We start from the raw sequence: 15,998 nt of genomic DNA on the forward strand, positions 1-15,998 counted from the left end.
ACCGCTCAGTCGTCCGCGTCGTCTGGCTCGGCGCCCCCGTCGAACGCGGGTTCGTCCCACCGGTCGTCCGGGTCCACCGCCGAGAGAGCGTGTTCGACTTCGGCCGCCGAGAACTCCTCCTCGTGCATCGCCATGTTCTCGCGCTGCCAGCGGGCCGACTGTTCGTCCTCCCCGTCGGGACCGACGCGCGCGCCGTGGACCTTGAAGAACCGCCCGCCGCGGCCCATGCGCGTCCCTTCGCCGGTGTGCGTGTCGAACGCCACGTCGAACCGGCCGCCCGGCTGTAGGTCGCCGGCCGGGAACTCCCGCTCCGGGTCCTCCCCGCGGGCGGCCGCCTCGGCGCGTTCCGCGGCGACGTTCCGGAAGTACTCGTCCGCGTTCGACGCCTCGCGCGAGGAGCGAGCGCGGGCGCACGCGAGCGCGGCGTGAACCGCGCAGATTCGCCCCTTCCACTCGCTCGGCTCCCAGCGCTCGGTCGCGAGTTCCTCGTACCGTCCGACGAGCAGCGCAACCTCCTCGCCGGCCCGGAGGTCCTCGACGACGTAGAGGTTCAGCCGGTCCCAGAGGTTCCACGCGAACCCCGAGCGCGCGAGTTCCCACGCGGCCCACGCGGCCACCTCCTCGTCAGAGCGGCGGACCGCCTTCTGGAGCAGGCTCGACACGTCGAACCGGTTGTACCCGCCGTCCGTCTCGTCGTCGGCCTTCGGCTCCCCGAAGTCGTTCGTCTCGTCCGCGTCGGGCGCGCGGTCGGAGAGTTCGCCGTCCGCGCCGAACGTGGCCTGTCGCCCGTCGTCGGTCATGCCGGAGCGGTGTTGGGCGGGAGCGATAAAACCCCGTTCCGATACTCCCCGCGAAAACCCCGCGACGGGAGCGTGACGCGCCGTGACGTACGGCGGTCGAATGAGAATCCTTAAGTCCCAGTCGGCGGGTAGTATCAGGTGCGACCGGGTTTAGCTCAGCCTGGCAGAGCAGCCGACTGTAGATCGGCTTGCCCCCCGTTCAAATCGGGGAACCCGGACTCCTCGTGGCGCGCCATCGCCGCCGAGGGCGGCACTCCCAGCAGGGTCGTCCGTACGCGTTTATCGCGTTTTCCCTCCGATAGACGTGGTCGGCAATCGCCGTACTCGACGGCGACTCGCCCGAGTGCGGGAGCGTGCTCGTTCCGCACAGACGACCGATAGACACGGGACACCGAGAACACTGACCGACGGTGGGTCGTCGGCGGGGAGTGACGTTCGGGCCGTGACCGAGACCGTGACGGGCGACGTCGACGCCCTGCGCCGGTTCGTCGACGGGGGAGCGTCCGCGAGGTGGGCCTGGAGTTACCCTCGGCCGTCGTCACACTCGACTGGCGGCCGTCGGAGTTCCCGTGTTCGGACGGAGACGGAGTGGGAGGCGTTCGAGCGCTTCCTCGACCCTCGCTCGACGGTGCCGTCTACTCGTCCGCCGGACCGTGCACCGCGCCGTCGAGGGGGGACGCGTCCGCCGCGCCCTCGCGTCGAACCGTCTCGACCGTCGTCCGGTGACCGGCGTCCCGTTCGTGGTCGAGTCGGGCGCGTTCGATTACGTCCCACGCGTCCGGGTCCTCGGTACCGAGCGGTCCCCACGCACAGCCGTCGGTCGTGCACCGAGCGCGGATGGTCGTCGGTCCGCCCCGTGGAGCGACCATATGCGGATTTCTATACTTTGTACAGTTAAGTTAATGGTTACAATTATGATGTCTGTGGGGTGAGCGACCGCATCGAACGGTGCCCTCGTCAGTCGGTGACCGGTGCCGACGGCGACCGTTTTATCGGCGTTCCGGACGGACCGAGGGGTATGGCAACCGTAGCAGTGGTCGGCGGCGGTCCCGCCGGCCTCTCGTCCGCGCTGTTCGCCGCGAAGAACGGGCTGGAGACCCACGTGTTCGACACCGACAAGACCTGGCTGCACAAGGCGCACTTGTTCAACTACCTCGGAATCGGCTCAGCCGACGGGACCAACTTCCTCGAGACGGCGCGCCGACAGGCGGAGGTGTTCGGCGCGGAACTCCACCGGGAGACGGAGGTGACCGACGTGAGCGGGGCGGACGACGGCTTCACCGTCTCGACCGAGGACGAGGAGTACGACGCCGACTACGTGGTGCTCGCGACGGGCGCGAACCGCGACCTGGCGGAGTCGCTGGGCTGTGCGTTCGACGGGGACGTGGTCGACGTCGACGTGACGATGGAGACGAGCGTCGAGGACGCCTACGCCACGGGCGCGATGGTCCGCGCCGAGGAGTGGCAGGCGGTCATCTCGGCGGGCGACGGCGCCGCCGCCGCGCTCAACGTCCTCACGAAAGAGCGGGGCGACCACTTCCACGACTTCGACACGCCGGCGGACGCGGACGAGGTGATGAGCGACCTCATCGACGAGGGGTGATGCGACACGAACGCCACCGCGTGCCGACTGCTCGGCGCCCGTAGCGGACACGGGGTTCGAGATTCGCGGCTCGCGGATTCGCGGCTCGGCTCGCGCTCGGACGCCTCGCCACCGCCGCGACGTCCGGCAGGACACAATCACAACCCCTAACGCCACGCCCGCGTAGCCGACGGTGTGTCGCGCCTCGCCGCCGTCGAGGACCGGGTACCCCCGCTCGTCGGGCTCGGGGTCGCCGTCCTCGCCATGTCCACGAGCGCCATCCTCGTCGAGTGGAGCCGCGCGCCGAGTCTGGTGAAGGCGTTCTACCGGGTGCTGTTCACCACGGCGCTGCTCCTCCCGGTCGCGCTCGCCCGGCCGAGCGACCGCGCCGCGTTCGGTCGCCTCCGTCCGCGCGACGCGGTCGTCGCGGTGGCCTCGGGGCTGGCGCTCGCGGTCCACTTCGCCTCGTGGTTCGAGAGCCTCCGATGGACCTCCGTGGCCGCGAGCGTCACGCTCGTACAGTCGCAACCGGTGTTCGTCGTCGTCGGGGCGTGGGCCCTCCTCGACGAACGGGTCACCGCGCGGACGGTCGGTGGTATCGCCGTCGCGCTGGCGGGGATGCTCGTGATGAGCGGCGGCGACGCGGTGCTGGGCGCCGCAGTCGCGGGCGAGCGACCGCTGTACGGGAACGCGCTCGCCGTCCTCGGGGCGGTCACCGTCTCGGGGTACGTCCTCATCGGGCGCTCGCTCCGCCAGCGGCTTCCCCTGCTGCCGTACGTCGTCGTCGTGTACACGGCGTGCGCCGCTGCGCTCCTCGCCGCGGCGCTCGTGCGCGGAACGCCCCTGCTCGGCTATCCGCCGCGCGAGTGGGCCCTGTTCGCCGCGATGGCCGCCGGGCCGGGGCTGTTCGGGCACACGGTCATCAACTGGGCGCTCGCGCACGTCGAGTCGAGCGTCGTCTCCGTCTCGCTGCTGGGCGAGCCGGTCGGGAGCACGCTTCTGGCGGCGCTGTTGCTCGCGGAGTTCCCGACCCCGGTCACGCTCGTCGGTGGGGCCGTCGTCCTCGCGGGCGTGTACGTGACGGCCGCCGCGCGACAGGGCGCGCCGGGGTGAGTCACTCCAGCAGGTCCCTCGTCCGCCGGTGTCGGTGCCGGAACATCGGCTCGAAGCCGACGACGCCGAGCGGTCCGACCGCCTCGCCCAGCGGACCGCCCGGCAGCCGGTAGCGCACCTCGTCGACGACGACCGTCGAGTCGCCGTCGCCGTAGAAGCGGTGGCTGTGGCGCCACTCGGGGAACGGCCCCTCCTCCATCGTGTCGACGAAGTAAGCGGCGCCGTCGGTCTCCTCTCGCTCGACGATGCGCGACACCCACGGCTGACGCGGGCCGACGCCGAACGGGCGGACGCTCATCCGGATGCGCGTCCCGGCCTCCAGGACCTCCGGGTCCGTCTCCCCGTCGGGGCCGACGACCGACTCGACGCGGAGGTTCATGAACCGCGGCGTGAGCGCTTCCAGCCCCTCGATTCGCGAGTGGAACGCCCAGACCTCCGCGAGCGGGGCGGCGACGCGCGTCCGTCGGCGGTACGTGCTCATACTGGTCGCTGGGTCGGCGCACTGAAACACTCACCGGCGCTCCTCCGTCGGTCGTCGGGTCGAGAAGAACGGGCGGCGCGTCACCGCCGGAGGGTCGCGCTCGCGAGCACGCCGGCCAGCGCGCCGACGGCGAACGCGGGGTTCGTCGTCACCGCGAGCGCGAGCGGGACGACCGCTGCGAGTGCGACGGCGACCGCGAGGCTGGGGTCGGTGCGGTGGTGGTCGGTCACGGTTCGGCTCTGCGTGGACGTCTGCGGGAACATCTGTCTGGTGGGTTGAGGGCAGTCGGACGGCGGTACGTCAGCGGGCCGTCACTCGGAACGCGGAGGGACGACACGCGCACGGCGGCGGTCGGCCGGCGTCCCGAGGACGCCGGCGGTCACGCCGCGGAGAACGTCGACCGAGCGGGTGCGCACGTCGTGTTCACCTCGTTCGACACGATGCGCGCCCCTCACTTGAACCTGTGTGGGATGTGACAGCCGGTGACGTGGGGCGACGCGTGCGTCCGTGTCGCGCAGCGTCGTCGAGCGGCAGGGGCGAGGAGGAGCCGGCACGCCCCCACAACGACCCCCATGGGTGGACTCAGAGGCGGCGGACGGCGGCCGGACGAGAGCGTGACGGACGGGACGTACGTCGGTGCGGCGCTGGTCGTGGCGGCTGTGCTGGTGCTGTTCGCGCTGTTCGTCCTGTTCGGGTAGTCGGACGCCGTGCGAACGGCGGACAGCGGACCGGACGGCCGCGCCGCCCCGGACCACACCATTTTACGACGACCCCGACCGACCCCCCGCGCATGAGCGACTCGAGCGACCAGTTCCGTATCGAGGAGGACAGCCTCGGAGAGATGGAGGTCCCGGCCGACGCCTACTGGGGGGCACAGACCCAGCGCGCAGTCGAGAACTTCCCCGTCTCCGGCATCACGTTCTCGCGGCGGTTCGTCCGCGCGCTCGGCGTCGTCAAGAAGTCGGCGGCGCGTGCCAACCGCGACCTGGGCCACCTCGACGAGGAGACGGCCGAGGCCGTCGCGGACGCGGCCGACGAGGTCATCGCAGGCGAGCGCGACGACCAGTTCCCGGTCGACGTGTTCCAGACCGGGTCGGGCACCTCCTCGAACATGAACGCCAACGAGGTCATCGCCAACCGGGCGGCCGAGATGATGGGCGAGGAGGTCGGCGACCGGGTGGTCCACCCGAACGACCACGTCAACTTCGGCCAGTCGAGCAACGACGTCGTCCCGACGGCGATGCACGTGGCGAGCCTCGAGGCCGTCGAGAAGGACCTCCTGCCGGCGCTGGAGAAACTCCACGCCGCGCTCGAGACCAAGGAGTCGGAGTTCGACGGCGTCGTCAAGACCGGCCGGACCCACCTCCAGGACGCGACGCCCGTCAGGCTGGGACAGGAGTTCGGCGGCTACCGCGCGCAGGTCCAGAAGGGCATCAAACGGGTCGGCGACGCGCGGTACCACCTCCGGGAACTCGCGCTCGGCGGCACCGCCGTCGGGACGGGCCTCAACACGGACCCCGAGTTCCCCGAACTGGCGGCCGAGTACATCTCCGAGGAGACCAACACGCAGTTCCGCGAGGCGGACGACCACTTCGAGGCGCAGGCGGCTCACGACGCCATGTCGGAGGCGCACGGCGCGCTGCGCACCGTCGCGGGGAGCCTGAACAAGATAGCCAACGACCTCCGCCTGCTCGCCTCCGGCCCCCGAAACGGCCTCGGCGAGCTAGAGCAGCCGGAGAATCAGCCCGGGTCGAGCATCATGCCGGGGAAGGTAAACCCGGTCGTCGCCGAGTCGGTGAATCAGGTCCACAAACAGGTCGTCGGCAACGACGCTGCCGTCTCCGCGGGCGCCGCGGAGGGTCAACTCGACCTCAACCTCTACAAGCCGGTGCTCGCGCACAACTTCCTCCAGTCGGCGGAGATTCTGACGAACGTGTCCGCCGTCTTCGCCGAGAAGTTCGTCGCCAAACTGGAGGCGAACGAGGAACACTGCGCGGAGCGAGTCGAGCAGTCGATGGCGCTCGCGACGGCGCTCAACCCGGCCATCGGCTACGACAAAGCCAGCGAGGTCGCCAAGACCGCGCTGAAGGAGGACAAGACCGTCCGCGAGGTGGTCGTCGAGAAGGGGTACCTCTCGGCGGAGGAGGCCGACGAGGTGCTCGACCCCGAGGCGATGACCCACCGCGGTATCCTCGGCGACGAGGAGTAGCGGGAGTCCCGTCGCGCGAGGGGGAAGCGTCCGCCGGCGAACCCGCCTTTTTGTGCCTCTCTCACCATCGGGAGGTATGACCGACGACGAGGCCGGCGACGTCGCTCGCGGACTGGAGGGCGTGACGGTCGCGGAGACGCGGCTCAGCCGGATAGACGGCGAGGCGGGCGAACTCGTCATCGGCGGGTTCCCGCTGCCGGAACTCGCGGCGAACGCCGCGTTCGAGGAGACGGTGTTCCTCCTGCGCGAGGACCGCCTGCCGGACGCCGAGGAACTCGACGCCTTCCGCGCCGACCTGGCGGGCCGGCGCGAACTGGCTCCCGAGACGAGCGAGACGCTCCGGGCCGCCGCGGAGGCGGACCTGCCCGCGATGGACGCGCTCCGGATGGCGCTCGCGAGCGCGAACCTCGAGGGCGGCGGCGACGACCCGGCCGACGACGCGCTCACCGCCGTCGCCCGCCACCCGACGGCGGTGGCGACGTACTGGCGGTACCGCGAGGGGAGAGAGCCGGTCGACCCGCGGTCGGACCTCGGGCACGCGGCGAACTACCTCTACATGCTGACCGGCGAGGAACCCGCCGAGGAGGCGGTCCGCGGGCTGGAGACGTACCTCAACTCGGTCGTCGACCACGGCCTCAACGCGTCGACGTTCACCGCGCGGTGTGTCGCCTCGACCGAGTCGGACGTGTTCTCGGCCGTGACCGGCGCCATCGGGGCGCTGAAGGGGCCGCTCCACGGCGGCGCGCCGGGGCCGGTGCTGGAGATGCTACTGGAGATACACGAGTCGGGCGACCCCGAGAGCGCGATGCGCGAGCGACTGGACGCGGGCGAGCGGCTCATGGGGTTCGGCCACCGGGTGTACCGGGTCCGGGACCCGCGGGCCGCCGTCCTCTCGGACGCGGCGGAGTCGTTCTACGAGGGGGCCGACGACGCCGGGTTCTTCGAGACGGCCCGCGAGGCCGAACGCGCCGGCGTCGACCTGCTCGCGGAGCGCAAGCCCGACCGGCGGCTGGAGACGAACGTGGAGTTCTACACCGCCGTCCTGCTCCACGGACTCGGCGTCCCGCGGGAACTGTTCACCGCGACGTTCGCCGTCGCGCGCGTCGGCGGGTGGACCGCCCACTGTCTCGAACAGCTGTCGGACAACCGAATCGTCCGCCCCCGCGCCCGGTACGTCGGCGCGACCGACCGCGAGTGGACCCCGGTCGTCGACCGGTAGCCCGGACCGAAGCGGGCCCGCAAGACACGGGTGCGCAATGTGACCGCTTCTCTCACAGATTCGGCGAGACCGGGAGAGGGCGGCCAGATTCGTTCGCTCACGTGAACCGATACGTTCAACATGTCTCCCGCGAAGGGACGAGTATGCAGCAACTCGCGGCCCGAGGAACCGGCCGAGACCTGCTCCGGTGTCGGAAGTGCGGTGCCGAGTTCCCGGAGGGGAGAGCGACGCGCGACGGGTGGCACTTCACCTGTCCCGAGGACGGCTGCGACGCGACCGGTATCGGCGAAGGCCTCCATCGCATCGACTGACCCGAGCGCGAGTCGGCGTCGCCCGGCGCGGGCGGCGCGGACCGCACCTTTTGCCTCCACCTCACCCCCCACGAGACGTGACTCCCCCGCTCGCCATCGACGTAGACGGGCTCTCCAAGCGGTACGGCGACACCGTCGCGGTCGAGGCGCTCGACCTCGCGGTCGAACCCGGCAGCGTCTACGGGTTCCTCGGCCCGAACGGCGCGGGAAAGACCACCACGATGCGGATGCTCACGACGCTCACCACCCCCACCGAGGGGAGCGCCCGCGTCGCCGGTGCGCCCGTGAGCGACCGTCGGGCGGTCGTCGAGAACGTCGGCTACCTGCCGGACGAACCGCCGCTGTTCGACGAACTCACCGGCCGTGAGCAACTGGAGTACGTCGCCGCGCTCCGCGACCTGCCGGACGAGGAGGCGGTCGCGCGCATCGACGCGCTCCTCGACCGGTTCGGGCTGACCGGTGCGGCCGACGAACGAATCGACACCTACTCCAGGGGGATGAAACAGAAGACCGGCATCGTGCAGGCGCTCCTCCACGACCCCGCGGTCCTGTTCCTCGACGAACCGACGAGCGGGCTCGACCCCCGCGCCGCCCGCACCGTCCGCGACACCCTCGCGGACCTCTCCGCGGGCGAGACGACCGTCTTCCTCTCGACGCACATCCTCCCGGTCGTCGACGAACTCGCGGACACGGTGGGCGTGCTCTCGAACGGCCGGCTGGTCACCGAGGGCGCCCCCGAGACGCTCAAGCGACGCGCGGAGTCGGGCGAGGAGCGGACGCTCGAGGACGTGTTCCTCGAGGTGACCGACGGCGTCGGCGACGGCGGGGGCGGGGGCCAGGGGCGTCGAGAGCGTCACGGAAGTCGCGAGGACTCCGACGTCCCCGACGGGCGAACGGCCGAATGAGAGAGAGCGTCCGCGTCTCACCCGACCACGTCCGGCGCATCGTCGGCGTCGAACTCCGGCGGCGGGTCAGGGGCCTGCTCGACCGGAAGGCGCGGCTCGCGGCGCTCGCGTTCGCCTCGGTGTTCCTCCTCGTCCCGGTGGCCGCCATCGGGTTCTTCGGGTACGTCGGGGGGAGTCGCGTCGACGACCCCGCGGTCGCCGGCTACGCCCGGCAGGCGGCCGCCGGGCTGTTCGCGCTGTTCGCCGTGCTCGCGGCGTTCCGCGCCGTCTCGGAGACCAGTGCTCCCGACAACCTCGACGGGATGCTGACGACCGTCCCACACGCGGAGGTGTTCGCGGGGGTCCTGGGCGTCGAACTCGTCGGGACGTTCGCGTACGCGGGCCTCCCCCTGCTCGTCGGGGCGGTGGCGCTCGGCGTCGGGAGCGGGTCGGTCGGCGTCGTCGCGACGGCGTTGCTCGCCGGCGGCCTGCTGGTCGCGCTCGGCGTCGTCGGGGGGACGGCGCTCGGGTTCGCGGTGAAGAACGTCGCCGTCCGGTCGGAACTCGTCGCGCGATTTCGGGTCATCATCTGGGCGGCCGCGTTCGTCGCCTACTTCGGCGTCTTCGCCACCAACTCGCAGGGCGCCGTGCTCGACCCGGTCGTCGACGCGCTCGCCCGCCCGCCGCTGACGTACTTCGCGGACCTCGCGCTCCTCGCAGTCCACCCCGCGGCCTCCGCCGTCCGTGCCGCCGCGGCCCTCCTCGTCGCGGGCGTCGGCCTGGTCGGTCTATTCGCCGCGGGGGCACGCCTCGCCGGGGCGCTCTGGTACGCCGACCGGGCGCGCGCCGACGAGGCGCGCGCGAGCGCGGACCACACGTCCCTCGACACCGGCGCGTTCGGCCGGGTGGCCGGCAGGCGGACGGCGTGGGTCGCCCGCAAGTCGTGGCTCCGCGCGCGGCGCTCGCCCATCAAACTCGTCTACGTCGCGTACCCGGCGTTCGGCCTGCTCGGCCCGCTCTCGGTCGCGTTCCAGACCGGGGAGGTGTCGCCGACTCTCCCCGCGCTCTGCGTCGTGTACGCCGCGTGGGCCGGCGGCGCGGCGTTCGCGCTCAACCCGTTCGGCGACGAGGGGGCGGTGCTCCCGGTGACGGTCACCTCCGGCGTCCGCGGTCGGACGTTCGTCGGGGGCGTCGCGCTGCCCGGCGCGGCTGTCGGGACGGCGTTCGCGCTCGCGCTCGGTCTCGGACTGGGCGTCGCGAGCGGACTGGGACCGGTCCGACTCGCCGCGCTCGCGGGGACCGCCGTCGCGCTCGGCGTCGGCGCGCCCGCGCTCGCCACCGGCGTGGGCGCGACGTTCCCGAAACACGAGACGTCGCGCATCACGCGGAGTCGCTCGGCGGTCGTGCCGAGCCTGTTCGCGTTCGCGGGCTACTCGCTGGCGTTCCTCGCGCTCGCGTCGCCCGGTATCGCCGCGCAACTCCCGCTGCTCGCGGGCCTGTTCGGTGACCTCCTCGGGCTGGCGCCGGTCGTCCTCTCGGCGGCGGGACTCGCGCTCACCGTCGTCCTCGTCGCCGTCGCCGGCACGCTCTCGCTGGCGCACGCCGCCCGGCGATTCGACCGGTTCGAGGTGCGCTGACGCGGTACGCGCGGGTGTTCGGGCTCGGACGACTCCGCCGCCCGTCCTCGCCCGTCGCGGCGGACGCGCACCATTTTTGCCCCCGGCCACCGGAGAGCCGACAATGACCGACCGGGACTACGAGGACCTCGGCCTCGTCGCGGGGCTGGAGATCCACCAGCAACTCGACACCGCGACGAAGCTGTTCTGCGGGTCGCCGACGACGCTGCGCGAACCCGAGGAATCAGAGCGGACGCTGACTCGGTTCCTCCACCCGACGAAGTCCGAACTGGGCGAGGTGGACGAGGCGGCACTGGAGGAGTCGCAGGTCGAACGCGAGTTCGAGTACCTCGCGTACGACACCACCTGCCTCGTCGAGGAGGACGACGAACCGCCCGCGGAACTCGACGCGGAGGCGCTCGACGTGGCGATGCAGATAGCCGACCTGCTCGACCTCACCGTGGTCGACCAGGCGCACGTGATGCGGAAGATCGTCATCGACGGGTCGAACACCTCGGGGTTCCAGCGGTCCGTCCTGCTGGGACAGGAGGGGGAGATTCGGACCGACGCCGGGTCGGTCGGCGTCGAGGACCTGATGCTCGAAGAGGAGAGCGCGAAGCGCGTCGAGGAGACGGACGAGGGAGTCCGCTACTCGCTCGACCGGCTGGGCATCCCGCTCGTGGAGATCGGCACCAGCCCGGACATCCGGACGCCGGAGCAGGCCCGCGACGCCGCCGAACGCATCGGGATGCTCCTGCGCTCGACCGGGAAGGTGAAGCGCGGGCTGGGCACCATCCGGCAGGACGTGAACGTCTCCATCGCTGAGGGGGCGCGCGTGGAAATCAAGGGCGTGCAGGCGCTCGACGACATCGACGACATCGTCGCCACCGAGGTCGACAGGCAGGCCGAACTCGTCGACGTCGCGGCGGAACTCGACGAGCGCGACGCCGCGGTCGGCGACCCGGTCGACGCGAGCGACGCGTTCGAGGGGACGGAGTCGGGGGTCATCGCGGGCGCGCTGAACGGCGGCGGGCGCGTGATGGCCGTCAGGCTCGGAGGGTTCGACGGGCTGGTGGGCCGCGAACTCGCCCCGGACCGCCGGCTGGGCACGGAACTCTCGGACCACGCGAAGCGACACGGCGCGGGCGGGGTGTTCCACACGGACGAACTCCCGGCGTACGGCGTCACCGAGGCGGAGGTCGACGACCTGCGCGCTTCGGTCGACGCCGAACCCGACGACGCCGTCGCGCTCGTGGCCGACGACCCGGCGGTCGCGGAGGCGGCCATCGAGGCGGTCGCCGAGCGAGCCGCGGTCGCTATCGAGGGCGTTCCCGAGGAGACGCGCGGGGCGAACGACGACGGGACGACCCGCTACCTGCGCCCGCTCCCCGGGGCGGCGCGGCTGTACCCCGAGACGGACGTACCGCCGGTCGAACCCGACCCATCGGAGGTGGAGACGCCCGAACTGCTCACCGAGAAGGCCGACCGCTACGCCGCCGAGTACGGCCTCGACGCGGGGCTGGCCGAGCAGGTCGCGTACGGCCGCCGGATGCCGCTGTTCGAGGTCGCCGTCGGGGACGGCGTCGACCCGACCTTCGCCGCGACGACGCTCGAGTCCACGGTCACGGAACTCCGGCGCGACGGAGTGCCCGTCGAACACCTGTCCGACGACCACGTCCGCGACGTGTTCGGACTGGTCGAGGACGGCAGCCTCGCCAAGGAGGGCGTCGGGGAGGTGTTGACCGTGCTCGCGGAGAACCCGGAGATGGACGCAGAGGCGGCCGTCGAGGAGGCGGGCCTCGCGGGCGTCGACGACGAGGCGGTGCGTGAGGCGGTCGCCGAGGTCGTCGAGCGCAACGCCGAGCAGGTCGAGGCGGAGGGGATGGGCGCGTTCTCCGCGCTGATGGGCGAGGCGATGGGCGCGCTCCGCGGGAAGGCCGACGGCGAAGTCGTGAGCGACGCGCTCCGCGAGGAGATAGCCGAGTGGTCGTAGCCGGAGACGGCCGGAAACGCGATACCGTTCGGACTCGACCCGCGGGTATGGCCGACACCGTGCGCTGCTGGCTGGTCGAACGGGGCTACAACAACCGCGACCTCGTCACCCTCGCGTACGCGACGCCGGAGGGCGACCGGGTCTTCCGTCAGGAACTCGCGGCGGGCGCCATCGAGTCGAAGACGGTCACCGCCGCCGAGGACGTCGACCCGGAGAACCTTGAGGCGGTCGAGGACCCCGAGACCCGCGAGCGCTACGCGGCGGAGGCCGAACGGGTCGCGAGCGACCACGACCCGGACGACGAACTCTGAGCCGGGTGCGGGCCGACCGGTCCGGTCGGTCGAACCTCCACCGTTGTTCCCGTGAAGCTTCGCTCCCGCGCTCGGCGCTCGCGGCCACTCGGAGTCGAACCCCCACCGTTATTCCCGTGAAGCCCCGAGTCGACCCGTGTTCACGCAGGACGACCTCGCGAACCCGTTCGGGATGGACGAGGACTGCCGGAACTGTCCGGCGCTCGTCGACTGTCGCGAGCGGGTCGTCCACGGCTACGGCGACGCGGGCGCGGAGGTGCTCGTGCTCGGAGAGGCGCCCTCGGCGGGCGCCGAGGAGACGGGCGTCCCGTTCACGGGCGACGAGGCGGGGCGGCGCCTCCAGCGCGTCCTCGGCGACCTGGGGCTGTCGCGCTCGGAGCCGGACGACCCGGAGCCGGACCTCCAGAACGTCTACCTCACGTACCTGACCCGGTGTCGCCACCCGGAGCGCCCGCCGACCGACGAGGAGGAGGCCAACTGCGAGCCGTTCCTCAACGCCGAGGCCCGCATGATAAACCCGGAACTCATCGTCCCGGTCGGTCAGCGGGCGCTCGAAGCGCTCGCCGTCGAGTACACCACCCGCGCGCCCGACAGCTTCGACGCGACCGAGGAACACGCGACCACCGTCCGCGGACGGGGGTTCGAACTCCTCCCGATGGTCGACCTCCCGAATCTGACCGAGGAGCGCGCGGACGCGTTCGTCGAGCACGTCCTGGGGAACGTCTTCTCGCGCGACTACCGACAGACGAAGGGACGGCGGAGTCGGTAGCGGCCGGCCGACGGCGGGGACGGCCGTCGCGGCCGACCGCGCGCTCGAGCGAGGGTCACCAGTACGGCGTCTCCCACGACGCGCGTGCGCTCCGGCGCCCCCACGCGACGGCCGCGACGACGCCGACGACGAGGAGCGCGAGCGACGCGAGGAGACCGACGAGCGGGACCCCGGGACGCCGAAGACGAGGGCGGACAGCAGCGCCCAGAGCGCGAGCACCGCGAGCAGCGAGACGGCGAGCGAGCCGAGACGGACGAGCGCGGCGGTGGCGTCCATGGCGACGTACCGGCGCGCGATTTGATAAAGGGTAAGGACGCCCCGCCCCGACCCCCACCATGACAGTCGTCGCCGTCCTCGCGGACCCGCCCCGCCCCGGACTGGCGCTCCCGGCGCTCGCCGAGACGTCGCCGCTCTCGCCGACGGACGCCGCGGACCTCTACGCCGCCCTGTTGAAGGACACGTTCCGCGCCGTCGAGCGGTCCGGCGGCGACCTGCTGGTGAACTTCCGCCCCGACGACCTGCTGCCCGACGAGCACGTCACGGACACCGCGAGCGAGGCCGAACTCCGCGCGCTCGCGGGCGACGCGCTGGGCGACGTGACGGACGCGCGCTTCGAGCGACAGGTGGGGTCGACGCTCTCCGCGCGGGCCGGCAACACCGCGACCCACCTGCTGCGCGAGGAGGGCGCCGGCTCCGTCGCCGTCGTCAGGGGGACGGCGCCGCTGCTCACCCGGACCGTCGTCGACTCGGCGGCGATGAAGCTCCGGACGAACGAGGCCGTACTCGGCCCGAGCACGCGCGGCCGGACGTACTTCGCGGGGTTCACCGCGCCGGTGGACTACGCCGACGCGTTCGGCGGGGCCGAACTGGAGGTGCTGACGGACCGGGCGCGCGACGCCGACCACCGCGTGGAGTTCCTCCCGCTCCAGGTGGCCGTCGAGACGGGGCGGGACCTGCGCGACCTGCTCCCGACGCTGTGGGCGCGCGTCGCCGCCGAGCGCGTCGTCCCCGAACACACGGCGACGTTCGTCCACGAGCGCGGTCTGCGCGTCCGCGAGGAGACGCTCGTACTCGACGGCTGAATCGGACATCTGTCGGCCGGCGCCCCGAACCGTTCGGCGTACCGGAACCCGGAGAACGGGACTTCTCGGCGTGAGGCAGTTCAGTCGGCCCCGTACACTCGCTTCACGGCGCTCCGGTTCCGGAGGGCGCGACCCCCGCACCGCTTGCAGCGGTGGTCACCCGCGTTCGGTTCCGCGATGTCGGCCGGTCCCAACTCCGCGTGACAGTGTTCACACTGCGTGTTCGAGGTCGTCATCAGCGACGGCTGAGGACTTCCCACGGATAAACGTTCGCCCACGAGTATCCCCGATGATACTTGCGGACGGCGCTCGGAGCGTCAGGTCGTCACGACCAGTTTGCCGACGCTCTCGCGGTCCCGCATCGCGGCGAACGCGTCGCCGGTCTCCGCGAGCGGGTACGTCGCGTCGACTTCGGGCGAGAGGTCGCCGGCGGCGACCAGGTCCACCAGCGTCTCCAGGTCGGGCTGGGTTCCCATCGTGCTCCCGACGACGCGCTTGTGGCCGAGGAACAGGTCCGGCACGTCGAGTTCGGAGCGCCGACCGGCGGTGCGCCCGCAGACGACCATCCGCCCTCCGCGGCGCAGGAGGTCCAGTCCGAGTTCGGTGTACGGTCCGCCGAGGTGGTTCACCACGGCGTCCGGCGTTCCCACCGCCCGTACCGCGTCCCGTATCTCGTCGGGGTCGGTCGCGCGAACGCCGTGGTCGAGTCCGAGAACGTCGAGTCTGTCGAGTTTCGCCGCCGACGAGGAGGTCCCGACGGTCCGAGCGCCGAGGAGACCCGCCAGTTGGACGGTGGCGACGCCCACCCCGCCGGTCGCGCCGGGGACGAACACGAGGTCGCCCGACCGCACCTCGGCGCGCCTGAGCAGCTGGCGCGCGGTCATGTACGCCGTCGGGAGGGCGGCGGCCGTCACGGCGTCGACCGACTCGGGGAGCGCCACGAGGCGGTCGGCCGTCACGAGCGCGGTCTCCGCGAGGCCGCCGTGATAGAGCGAGAAGCGCTCGCACAGCGTCTCGGGACCCTCGCGGCAGAAGCGACAGGTCCCGCAGGTCTCGTTGGGACACAGGACGACTGCGTCCCCGGGGACGACCGCGGTCACGTCTCGGCCGACGTCACGAACCTCGCCGGCCAGGTCGAGTCCGCTAACGAAGGGAAGGTCGTCGGCGTCGACCATCGCGGAGTCGCCCTCGAGAATCCAGAGGTCGTGGCGGTTGAGAGCGCACGCCTCGACGTCGACGACCGCCTCGCCGGGACCCGGGTCGGGGGTCGGCCGTTCGACGACTTCGACGCCGTCCGGCCCGGTCAGTTCGGTGAATGCTGCGGCGCGCATCGACTCTCGGTTGGACCACGGGACGGATAGGTGTTCGCGCGGCCGAACGTCGGAGGGACGACCCCGTCGTTCGTACCCGTTCCGCACGAGGTTCTCGAGGAGTTCCCCCACCCGGCTCGGGTGGCCGACGATGGGGTCGAGAGCGGGGTCCGTCTCCACCGCGACGGGTTCGCCGGCGGCCACCAGCCGGGTCGCCAGTTCGGGGAGCGAGACGGGGTCGGTCTCGCCGATCGGTTGCCCCTGCCGGGCGAGCGCGCGTGGGTGGACCGGACCGGGACGAAACGAGGATCCGTGAGT

At 72.0% G+C, this 15,998-nt stretch carries 18 protein-coding genes and 1 tRNA gene; 13 read left to right on the top strand and 6 right to left on the bottom strand.

Going from position 1 to position 15,998, the window contains the following annotated elements; translation table 11 throughout:
* Positions 1-5: 5 nt before the first annotated feature.
* The gene (locus AC6RUA_RS01870) at positions 6-800 is read right to left on the bottom strand and encodes a hypothetical protein (protein ID WP_499814263.1); all 795 of its coding nucleotides are present in this window, start codon (positions 798-800) and stop codon (positions 6-8) included.
* Positions 801-944: 144 nt separating this feature from the next.
* On the opposite strand from AC6RUA_RS01870, the gene AC6RUA_RS01875 reads away from it, so the two are divergent.
* Positions 945-1,018 (top strand) — tRNA-Tyr (locus AC6RUA_RS01875).
* Positions 1,019-1,435: 417 nt separating this feature from the next.
* Here AC6RUA_RS01875 and AC6RUA_RS01880 read toward each other — a convergent pair.
* Positions 1,436-1,669, bottom strand: coding sequence for a hypothetical protein (locus tag AC6RUA_RS01880; protein ID WP_499814264.1), 234 nt, complete (start codon positions 1,667-1,669; stop codon positions 1,436-1,438).
* Positions 1,670-1,818: 149 nt separating this feature from the next.
* On the opposite strand from AC6RUA_RS01880, the gene AC6RUA_RS01885 reads away from it, so the two are divergent.
* Both AC6RUA_RS01885 and AC6RUA_RS01890 read left to right on the top strand, forming a co-directional pair.
* Complete coding sequence (locus AC6RUA_RS01885; protein ID WP_499814265.1) at positions 1,819-2,403, top strand: NAD(P)/FAD-dependent oxidoreductase; 585 nt, start codon at positions 1,819-1,821, stop codon at positions 2,401-2,403.
* A 243-nt stretch (positions 2,404-2,646) separates the two neighbouring features.
* Positions 2,647-3,495 (top strand): DMT family transporter, encoded by an 849-nt coding sequence (locus tag AC6RUA_RS01890; RefSeq protein WP_499815472.1) that lies wholly within the window; start codon positions 2,647-2,649, stop codon positions 3,493-3,495.
* Position 3,496: 1 nt separating this feature from the next.
* Here the strand turns inward: AC6RUA_RS01890 and AC6RUA_RS01895 are convergent, their stop codons facing one another.
* Both AC6RUA_RS01895 and AC6RUA_RS01900 read right to left on the bottom strand, forming a co-directional pair.
* On the bottom strand, positions 3,497-3,976 hold the full coding sequence (locus AC6RUA_RS01895; RefSeq protein ID WP_499814266.1) for an SRPBCC family protein: 480 nt from the start codon (positions 3,974-3,976) through the stop codon (positions 3,497-3,499).
* 80 nt (positions 3,977-4,056) lie between these two features.
* Positions 4,057-4,206 (bottom strand): hypothetical protein, encoded by a 150-nt coding sequence (locus tag AC6RUA_RS01900; RefSeq protein ID WP_499814267.1) that lies wholly within the window; start codon positions 4,204-4,206, stop codon positions 4,057-4,059.
* Positions 4,207-4,548: 342 nt separating this feature from the next.
* Between AC6RUA_RS01900 and AC6RUA_RS01905 the strand changes: the two genes are divergently transcribed.
* The 10 genes from AC6RUA_RS01905 to AC6RUA_RS01950 all read left to right on the top strand — a co-directional run bounded on the left by AC6RUA_RS01905 (position 4,549) and on the right by AC6RUA_RS01950 (position 14,370).
* Complete coding sequence (locus tag AC6RUA_RS01905; RefSeq protein WP_499814268.1) at positions 4,549-4,674, top strand: hypothetical protein; 126 nt, start codon at positions 4,549-4,551, stop codon at positions 4,672-4,674.
* Between the two features lie 92 nt (positions 4,675-4,766).
* Positions 4,767-6,185, top strand: coding sequence for a class II fumarate hydratase (locus AC6RUA_RS01910; RefSeq protein ID WP_499814269.1), 1,419 nt, complete (start codon positions 4,767-4,769; stop codon positions 6,183-6,185).
* A 76-nt stretch (positions 6,186-6,261) separates the two neighbouring features.
* Positions 6,262-7,404, top strand: a complete 1,143-nt coding sequence (locus tag AC6RUA_RS01915; RefSeq protein ID WP_499814270.1) for a citrate synthase — start codon at positions 6,262-6,264, stop codon at positions 7,402-7,404.
* A 143-nt stretch (positions 7,405-7,547) separates the two neighbouring features.
* Positions 7,548-7,715 carry an HVO_2901 family zinc finger protein gene (locus AC6RUA_RS01920; RefSeq protein WP_499814271.1) on the top strand — a complete coding sequence of 56 codons (168 nt, stop codon included), beginning with the start codon at positions 7,548-7,550 and terminating at the stop codon, positions 7,713-7,715.
* A gap of 77 nt (positions 7,716-7,792) precedes the next feature.
* A complete protein-coding gene (locus AC6RUA_RS01925; protein WP_499814272.1) occupies positions 7,793-8,620 on the top strand; it encodes an ABC transporter ATP-binding protein in 828 nt (275 codons plus the stop codon).
* Positions 8,617-10,236, top strand: coding sequence for a hypothetical protein (locus AC6RUA_RS01930; RefSeq protein ID WP_499814273.1), 1,620 nt, complete (start codon positions 8,617-8,619; stop codon positions 10,234-10,236). Before AC6RUA_RS01925 ends, AC6RUA_RS01930 begins: the two co-directional genes overlap by 4 nt.
* A gap of 103 nt (positions 10,237-10,339) precedes the next feature.
* A complete protein-coding gene (gatE, locus tag AC6RUA_RS01935) occupies positions 10,340-12,208 on the top strand; it encodes a Glu-tRNA(Gln) amidotransferase subunit GatE (RefSeq protein WP_499814274.1) in 1,869 nt (622 codons plus the stop codon).
* Between the two features lie 47 nt (positions 12,209-12,255).
* Entirely contained in the window at positions 12,256-12,519 is a 264-nt protein-coding gene (locus tag AC6RUA_RS01940) for a DUF7967 family protein (RefSeq protein WP_499814275.1), read from the top strand.
* 172 nt (positions 12,520-12,691) lie between these two features.
* Positions 12,692-13,288 (top strand): uracil-DNA glycosylase, encoded by a 597-nt coding sequence (locus AC6RUA_RS01945; RefSeq protein WP_499815473.1) that lies wholly within the window; start codon positions 12,692-12,694, stop codon positions 13,286-13,288.
* A 335-nt stretch (positions 13,289-13,623) separates the two neighbouring features.
* Positions 13,624-14,370 (top strand): TIGR04282 family arsenosugar biosynthesis glycosyltransferase, encoded by a 747-nt coding sequence (locus AC6RUA_RS01950; RefSeq protein WP_499814276.1) that lies wholly within the window; start codon positions 13,624-13,626, stop codon positions 14,368-14,370.
* A gap of 80 nt (positions 14,371-14,450) precedes the next feature.
* On the opposite strand, the gene AC6RUA_RS01955 is transcribed toward AC6RUA_RS01950, so the two are convergent.
* Both AC6RUA_RS01955 and AC6RUA_RS01960 read right to left on the bottom strand, forming a co-directional pair.
* Positions 14,451-14,606, bottom strand: coding sequence for a hypothetical protein (locus AC6RUA_RS01955; RefSeq protein WP_499814277.1), 156 nt, complete (start codon positions 14,604-14,606; stop codon positions 14,451-14,453).
* Positions 14,607-14,687: 81 nt separating this feature from the next.
* On the bottom strand, positions 14,688-15,701 hold the full coding sequence (locus AC6RUA_RS01960) for an alcohol dehydrogenase catalytic domain-containing protein (protein ID WP_499814278.1): 1,014 nt from the start codon (positions 15,699-15,701) through the stop codon (positions 14,688-14,690).
* Positions 15,702-15,998: the final 297 nt, after the last annotated feature.

It is taken from the genome of Halorarum sp. SLYT50, assembly GCF_059821265.1.

Excerpts from the sequence above, each read along its gene's own strand:
- AC6RUA_RS01870 (WP_499814263.1), bottom strand. The coding sequence starts at position 800 with ATGACCGACGACGGGCGACAGGCCACGTTCGGCGCGGACGGCGAACTC.
- AC6RUA_RS01880 (WP_499814264.1), bottom strand. The coding sequence starts at position 1,669 with ATGGTCGCTCCACGGGGCGGACCGACGACCATCCGCGCTCGGTGCACG.
- AC6RUA_RS01885 (WP_499814265.1), top strand. The coding sequence starts at position 1,819 with ATGGCAACCGTAGCAGTGGTCGGCGGCGGTCCCGCCGGCCTCTCGTCC.
- AC6RUA_RS01890 (WP_499815472.1), top strand. The coding sequence starts at position 2,647 with ATGTCCACGAGCGCCATCCTCGTCGAGTGGAGCCGCGCGCCGAGTCTG.
- AC6RUA_RS01895 (WP_499814266.1), bottom strand. The coding sequence starts at position 3,976 with ATGAGCACGTACCGCCGACGGACGCGCGTCGCCGCCCCGCTCGCGGAG.
- AC6RUA_RS01905 (WP_499814268.1), top strand. The coding sequence starts at position 4,549 with ATGGGTGGACTCAGAGGCGGCGGACGGCGGCCGGACGAGAGCGTGACG.
- AC6RUA_RS01910 (WP_499814269.1), top strand. The coding sequence starts at position 4,767 with ATGAGCGACTCGAGCGACCAGTTCCGTATCGAGGAGGACAGCCTCGGA.
- AC6RUA_RS01915 (WP_499814270.1), top strand. The coding sequence starts at position 6,262 with ATGACCGACGACGAGGCCGGCGACGTCGCTCGCGGACTGGAGGGCGTG.
- AC6RUA_RS01920 (WP_499814271.1), top strand. The coding sequence starts at position 7,548 with ATGCAGCAACTCGCGGCCCGAGGAACCGGCCGAGACCTGCTCCGGTGT.
- AC6RUA_RS01930 (WP_499814273.1), top strand. The coding sequence starts at position 8,617 with ATGAGAGAGAGCGTCCGCGTCTCACCCGACCACGTCCGGCGCATCGTC.
- gatE (WP_499814274.1), top strand. The coding sequence starts at position 10,340 with ATGACCGACCGGGACTACGAGGACCTCGGCCTCGTCGCGGGGCTGGAG.
- AC6RUA_RS01940 (WP_499814275.1), top strand. The coding sequence starts at position 12,256 with ATGGCCGACACCGTGCGCTGCTGGCTGGTCGAACGGGGCTACAACAAC.
- AC6RUA_RS01945 (WP_499815473.1), top strand. The coding sequence starts at position 12,692 with ATGGACGAGGACTGCCGGAACTGTCCGGCGCTCGTCGACTGTCGCGAG.
- AC6RUA_RS01950 (WP_499814276.1), top strand. The coding sequence starts at position 13,624 with ATGACAGTCGTCGCCGTCCTCGCGGACCCGCCCCGCCCCGGACTGGCG.
- AC6RUA_RS01955 (WP_499814277.1), bottom strand. The coding sequence starts at position 14,606 with ATGACGACCTCGAACACGCAGTGTGAACACTGTCACGCGGAGTTGGGA.
- AC6RUA_RS01960 (WP_499814278.1), bottom strand. The coding sequence starts at position 15,701 with ATGCGCGCCGCAGCATTCACCGAACTGACCGGGCCGGACGGCGTCGAA.